The sequence below is a fragment of the Acetobacter sp. P5B1 genome (genome assembly GCF_018811985.1).
In the GTDB taxonomy this organism is placed as follows: domain Bacteria; phylum Pseudomonadota; class Alphaproteobacteria; order Acetobacterales; family Acetobacteraceae; genus Acetobacter; species Acetobacter cerevisiae.
In genome coordinates this window covers 304,627-311,179 of sequence record NZ_JACRVS010000001.1, presented here as the reverse complement: position 1 = coordinate 311,179, position 6,553 = coordinate 304,627, and the positions used below count along the sequence as shown (strand labels likewise).

The window sequence follows — 6,553 nt, the reverse complement described above, 5'->3', positions numbered from 1 at the left end:
TAGAGGGTGTTATGCACTTTGGATGAGCAGGTTAGCTGCGTTTCTAAGCATGAAACCTGCGAAGGCGATGGTATGCATTGCGGCAAGCGTTGAGGCGCAGCGCTCGTAGTCTTTCACCAGCCTCCTGCACCGCGTTGCCCACGCGAACGATCTCTCTACGATCCAGCGACGTGGCAGCAGCACGAAACCCCGTTTAGCCTGAGGTAGTCTGACGATTTCGAGAGTGATATCCTGCTCTTTGGCGGCTTTTGCCGGTTTTGATCCGGTATAGCCCTGATCAGCCCATGCCAGTTCCACACTACCGTCTGTTGCCTGCTGAATGGCTTGCGCCAGTGGACCGACTTCCGCCCGGTCATCTCTGTTTGCCGGTGTGACGTGCAGGGCCAGAAGATGCCCCAGGGCGTCGACCGCCATGTGCAGCTTCGATCCCTTCTTTCTTTTCGCACCATCATACCCGGCGCGCGAGCCACTCTCCGGCGTCGAACGCAGTGTCCGGCTGTCGATGATCGCCGTCGTCGGCTCCGCCTTCCGGCCCGACGCAATACGCAGTACAGCCCGAAGATCGTGCACAACAGCCTCGAAACATCCTGCTTCCATCCAGCGCCGGGATTGCTGGTAAACCGCAGTCCATGGCGGCAGATCGTTCGGCATCGCACGCCATGCAATGCCGTAACGGATCACATACCGAAGACCGTTGAACAACTCTCTCAGATTATGGTGTCGCTGGTCCGCATCTTCTTTCATCAAAAGGAGGTATGGAACAATCAGAGACCACTCTTCGTCACTGATATCAGACGGATACGGTTTGCGGGCAGTATTCATCCATCTGTTCTGGAACACTTACGCCAGAAAGTACATAACACCCTCTACGCAGTCCATGGCGGCAGATCGTTCGGCATCGCACGCCATGCAATGCCGTAACGGATCACATACCGAAGACCGTTGAACAACTCTCTCAGATTATGGTGTCGCTGGTCCGCATCTTCTTTCATCAAAAGGAGGTATGGAACAATCAGAGACCACTCTTCGTCACTGATATCAGACGGATACGGTTTGCGGGCAGTATTCATCCATCTGTTCTGGAACACTTACGCCAGAAAGTACATAACACCCTCTAGGTTGTGCCCATGGAGTTCATGGTCCAGCGGTTGGAAGAAATCGCCACGTTCGGCACAAAGCGCAGTTTTTTGATGGGCGACCATTCCACATAGGCAAATGCCTTGTGAGACGGCACATCCGTAGGCCGGTAACGTGGGGAGGACCCCGGCGCGCTCACATCCTGATGCGTATAGGTATAGTTGCCGCCAATCAGCAGATCTTTCCGTACCGGAATAGCCAGAGAAATTTCCGCCCCGGCATAGTTCCCGCTGTTGATGTTCCGGCTCTGGGAGACGGTGGTGCCGTTATACTGCACAGGGAAGGAGGCAATCAGGTCTGTCAGGTGGGAATAGAAAAGAGCTCCGGAGACCTCGATATTTCCAAAGGTATGAGACCCGCCCAGCTCATAGTTCTGCGCGCGCTCCGGGCGCAGGCCGGGGTTGGAAACCGCGCCGCCAAAGCGGGTGCTGAAGCGCTCAAACAACGTGGGGAAACGCACACGGTCGGACACGCTGATATGGAGTTCAGACACTTTATCCGGTCGCCAGCTCAGGCGGGCCTGCCCGTTGGGCGCGCCCCGGTTGCGGGTGGGGTAATGGATAATCCCGCCGGAATAGCCCTGCGCCTTGTCCAGCACGCGCCAATCATAACTGACGCCGGTTGTCAGATCGAGGTTGGGCAGGAAGCGGAACACGTTTTCGCCCGCAATGCTGTAGCTTTCCTCAACCGAGCTGACGGTGGGTTGATAAGCCCCGCTGGGAAAAACCTGCTCATTTTCGGAATGTTCATCCCGACGACCATAGAACGCAATGCCCAGCGTATCCTGCCGGGAAAGTTCGGCATCCAGACGGACGTTCCCGCCCCAGGCTGTGTCATTATAATAGCTGTTGAACGCTTTGGCTTTTGTCTGGGTATTCAGGTCAGCGTTATCGAAACTTCTGAGAAGATTATAGAAGGTATTGCGATACAGGCGGGAGCGCAGGGTCAGCCGGTCGCCTAGTTTGGTGCGGGAGGTGAGGGAGAGGCTGTCCAGATCCCACGCGGGCCATGTCCAGTCCTTCTGCGCGCTAACAGAGTCCGTCACACTGAAGGGCGCGCGTTTTTCACCGCTCTGGCGGGTGTAGTTAATGGTGTATTCATCCGTGGCGTTCGGCGTGTAGCCGACCTTAAAGTTTACGCGCCAGTCTTCAGAATCTGTCAGCAGGCGTTTGCCTTTGCCCTGTGAGGGCGTGGGGTCATAATTGGAGGAAAGGTCCGTATGGTCCACGTTATTGATGGCAAAATTCGCCTGCGCGTACCATTTTTCATGTTTAGTGCCGATCAGCCCGAACACGTTATAGCCTGAATAGCCGCCGTCATGCCCCAGCATGGAGCCGCCGCGCAGTTCGCCTTCCAGTTCCTTGTGGGGTTTTCTGGTCACAAGGTTGACCATGCCGCCCATGGCGTCCGGGCCGTCCAGCACGGAGGCATAGCCTTTGGCGACCTGAATTTCCGCAATATCCGGCGTCAGAAAACGCCCGTAATCCAGCCGGTTATCCGCAGGCAGATAAATGCGGATACCGTCCACCATTAGCGGGACCTGAAAGCGGTTAAACCCACGGACCAGAATGGTGCGCTCATTCCGCGTGCCGCCGGTGTTGGCGGAGTTCACACCGGGGATCAGGTTGGCGGCTTCATCCAGCGTGTTTTTATTCAGCGTATAAATGGCATCGGCAGAAAGGGTGGAATTGCCCACCAGCGCATTCCGGTGCGGGGTGCCGTAGACCGTAATTTCACCGGGGCCGTAAATGTCAGAATTGGAGCGGTCCGCCATCACGCTGTTATAGGTGAGCGTGCCAGTCGTCAGCGCATCATAGGCGCTGTCAGCCCGGGTCTGTGGTGCAGCGGGAGGCGTGATTGGTGTGGGTTTGGAAGCCTTCTTTTTAACCTGATGCAGGTTCGGCGTCGCACTCAGCGGAGAGGTTTCGGCAAAGGCCGCGCTTGCAACGGTGGAGAGCAGGCTGGCCAGTGTCACGGCAGAAAGGGTGCGCGTGGTCGCCGGGAGGAAGGCTTTCATTTAGGGCAAGGGTCCTTTATCAATATTTCTGCATATATAATATTCGACCGTATATAGATGAAGCATGAAGCGTATGGCAATTGGGAAACAGTTTGCGTTAAAGGCTGTGATAATTTTGTCACTGGGGCTGATAGTTGAAGGCGGCGTGTCGGGTTTACTGTGTGCCCCTGCGCAGGCTGAGCAGGCTGAGCAGGCGGCGCAGGGCCAAAATGAGCATGCCGGGCATGGTGGCCACGGCATGCAGAATTGCCCCAAGGAGGCAGCGCCTTTGCCAGATGCGCTGAAGGGCTGGACGGGGCCAACGTCTGTGACAGCCGCCGCAACGGCAGGCGAGCTGGACGGCGTCAAACTGACAGCTGGCAAGGCGGTGGCCGCGCAGCTCCGTTCCACAGCCGACATGCATTATGCCGTGCGGCCCGAGCAGCCGGGTGGCAAGGTGAGTTCCGGCGGCATGTTTGCGTTTGATGTGCCTGCGGCGGGCACTTATCGGGTGATGCTGGGCAGCCGGGCCTGGCTGGATGTGGTGCAGGATGGCAAAACCATTGTCTCCTCCGGCCATAATCGCGGGCCTGCCTGTAGCGGCATTGGCAAGATGGTGGATTTCCCGCTGGTTGCCGGACGCGCGGTGATTGAAGTCAGCGGTAGCGGCAAGCCGGATATGACGCTGATGGTGATCCCGACCCCATGAGGTCAGCCGGTTCTGTCGTGCGTCTTCTGGCGGGTGTGTGTCTGGCGTCAGTTTTCTGGAGTGCAGGGGGAGCCGCTCGGGACGCGCAGGCTGCGACCGTGCCGGAGGTCTCGACCCCCAATGCGGCACTCTTGTCAGAGGACGAGGCGCGCATCCAGCTTGGGCGACGGTTGTTTTATGATGCCGATCTCTCGGGCGATGGCAGTATGGCCTGCGCCTCCTGCCATGAGCAGCGCCACGCCTTTGCGGACGGAATGCCAACCCACGCGGGCATTACGGATGACGCCGGGGTGCGCAATGTGCCCTCACTGGGGAATGTCGGCGCGTTGAAAACGCTGACATGGCTGGACCAGCACATCACCACGCTGGAACAGCAGGTTGCCACGCCGGTCTTCGGGCATGGCCCGGTGGAAATGGGTATGCCGGACTGGGCGACGTTGCTGCATCGCGTATCTGGTGATGCCTGTTATCAGAAGCTCTTTGCGCGGGCTTTCAAAAATGAAAACGGACGCATTGATGCCCGGACCGTGCCGGAAGCTCTGGCAGCGTTTGAGCGCACACTGATCTCGCAAAACAGTGTGTGGGATCAGGCGGAGAAGAAACAGGCCCGTTTGCCGGGTGATGCGCAGCGCGGTGCGGCATTATTTTTCGGGCAGGCGCATTGTGCGTCCTGCCATAGTGGTCCTTTGTTGACCGATCAGTCTTTTCACAGCATCAACGCGGCCCATCCGGCGCGGGTCAGAACGCCGTCGTTGCGGAATGTCGGGGTGACTGCGCCCTACCTGCATGATGGCTCAGCCCCCACGCTAAGTGTAGCCCTGCAGGCGCATACGCACAGTCCGGCCTTATCTCGGGGGGAGGGGAAAGCGCTGGAGGCCTTCCTTCAGGCGCTGACAGACCCGAGCTTTCTGCATAATCCGGCATTTTCCCTGCCGCCGGAAGGCTGCCCCCTCTAGGGCACGCTTCGCATACTAGCTGTCCATCAGGCCTGCTCCGCCCTGCCTTTTGGAAAGAACAGGGCAGCTCTGCGCAGGGTTTTCTTGCGCGGACATGCAACTTTTCCGGCGGCCAGGTGTTCAACATAAAGCCTGTTTATGATGTCATGACGACAAACGCTTTGTCGCGTGGGGTGTGCTAATGCCACACCCGGGCAGAACGCGACGACATTTCAGGCGCATGCATCGGAAATGTTTCGCACTAGAACCGCGTTCGTGTCGTCGAGACCAGGTTTTGAAGGCGCGTACGTTCTGAGAATGGAGTACGGGCCTCGTGGGCGCACTGGATCCCTTATTTCTGGCACGATTGCAATTTGCATTCACTGTCGGATTTCATATTGTTTTTCCCGCTTTTTCTATCGGGCTGGCCGCGTTTCTGGCGGTATTGGAAGGCCTGTGGCTTAAAACCGGCCGGCAGGTTTATCTGGACCTGTTCCGCTACTGGCTGCGGGCGTTTTCTATTGTTTTTGGCATGGGCGTGGTCTCCGGGCTGGTCATGTCGTACGAATTTGGCACCAACTGGGCGCAGTTTTCGCAAAAAGTCGGGCCTATTCTCGGGCCATTGCTTGGTTATGAAGTGATGACCGCCTTCTTTCTGGAGGCAGGCTTCCTCGGCATCATGCTGTTTGGCATGAACAAGGTTGGCCGGAAGCTGCACTTTTTTGCCACCTGCGTGGTCTCACTCGGCACGTTGATTTCCATGAGCTGGATCCTCTCTTCCAACTCATGGATGCAAACCCCGCAGGGCTACGCCATTGAGCCCGGAACAGGCCGCTTTATCCCGGCAGACTGGTGGGCCATTGTCTTCAACCCCTCCTTCCCGTTCCGCCTTGTGCATATGGCGCTCGCCGCCTTCCTGTGCGTGGCGTTTGTGGTCGGTGGTGTAGGCGCATGGCATCTGCTGCGGGCCAGACGGGCAGGGCATGCCCCGACGGAAGCCGTTAAGGTCATGTTCTCCATGGCCATGTGGATGGCGGCCATTGTCGCTCCGCTGCAAATTCTGGCGGGTGATACGCAGGGTTTGAATACGCTGAAATATCAGCCAGCCAAGATTGCCGCCATGGAAGGCGACTGGGACAGCCAGAGCCATGCACCGGAACTGCTGTTTGGTATTCCGGACATGGAGCATGAAACCACGCGGTATAAAGTGGAAATCCCCCTGATGGGCTCCCTTATTCTGACGCACAGCCTTGATGGCAAAGTGCCGGGCCTGAAGGATTACCCCAGGGACCAGCGTGCGCCATCTTACGTGGTGTTCTTCACGTTCCGCATCATGGTGGCGCTGGGGATGCTGATGGCGGTGCTGGGCGTGTATTCGCTCTGGCTGCGCTGGCGCAAACGCCTGTGTTCAGATGTGCTGTTGCAGCGGTTTGCGCTGGTTATGGCGCCTGCCGGTTTTATCGCCATGCTGTGCGGTTGGGTGACGACGGAAGTCGGGCGGCAGCCCTTCACCGTCTACGGCCTGCTGCGCACGGCAGATAGCGCCTCGCCAGTGGCGGGGGGGAGCATTGCTTCCACGCTGATTGTTTTCGTTATTGTGTATTTCATCGTTTTTGCGTCGGGTATCAGCATTCTTCTGCGTGGCTTTGCGCAGGAACCGCATGTGGGTGAAGTCGGACCGGATGCGCATGATCCGCAGCGTGCCGCCTCCATGCAGGCGGCCGTTTCCAACACAGCCGCCGCAGGCGAAACAGGGAAGGATAGCTGATCATGGAT

Annotated in this window: 5 protein-coding genes and 1 pseudogene; 3 read left to right on the top strand and 3 right to left on the bottom strand. The window is 58.0% G+C overall.

From position 1 onward, the window contains the following. Positions 1-9: 9 nt before the first annotated feature. The 3 genes and pseudogenes from KP703_RS01360 to KP703_RS01350 all read right to left on the bottom strand — a co-directional run bounded on the left by KP703_RS01360 (position 10) and on the right by KP703_RS01350 (position 3,154). Positions 10-822 carry an IS5 family transposase gene (locus KP703_RS01360; protein ID WP_215753561.1) on the bottom strand — a complete coding sequence of 271 codons (813 nt, stop codon included), beginning with the start codon at positions 820-822 and terminating at the stop codon, positions 10-12. Positions 823-869: 47 nt separating this feature from the next. After that, positions 870-1,070 (bottom strand): annotated as a pseudogene (locus KP703_RS01355) (transposase); the annotation flags it as partial. A gap of 44 nt (positions 1,071-1,114) precedes the next feature. Beyond that, positions 1,115-3,154, bottom strand: coding sequence for a TonB-dependent siderophore receptor (locus tag KP703_RS01350; protein ID WP_215753560.1), 2,040 nt, complete (start codon positions 3,152-3,154; stop codon positions 1,115-1,117). Between the two features lie 64 nt (positions 3,155-3,218). On the opposite strand from KP703_RS01350, the gene KP703_RS01345 reads away from it, so the two are divergent. From KP703_RS01345 to KP703_RS01335, 3 genes are all read left to right on the top strand, one after another. After that, positions 3,219-3,842, top strand: coding sequence for a hypothetical protein (locus KP703_RS01345; protein ID WP_215753559.1), 624 nt, complete (start codon positions 3,219-3,221; stop codon positions 3,840-3,842). After that, a complete protein-coding gene (locus KP703_RS01340) occupies positions 3,839-4,798 on the top strand; it encodes a cytochrome-c peroxidase (protein WP_215753558.1) in 960 nt (319 codons plus the stop codon). The genes KP703_RS01345 and KP703_RS01340 overlap by 4 nt, the downstream gene beginning before the upstream one ends. A 313-nt stretch (positions 4,799-5,111) precedes the next feature. Beyond that, complete coding sequence (locus KP703_RS01335; protein ID WP_215753557.1) at positions 5,112-6,545, top strand: cytochrome ubiquinol oxidase subunit I; 1,434 nt, start codon at positions 5,112-5,114, stop codon at positions 6,543-6,545. Positions 6,546-6,553: the final 8 nt, after the last annotated feature.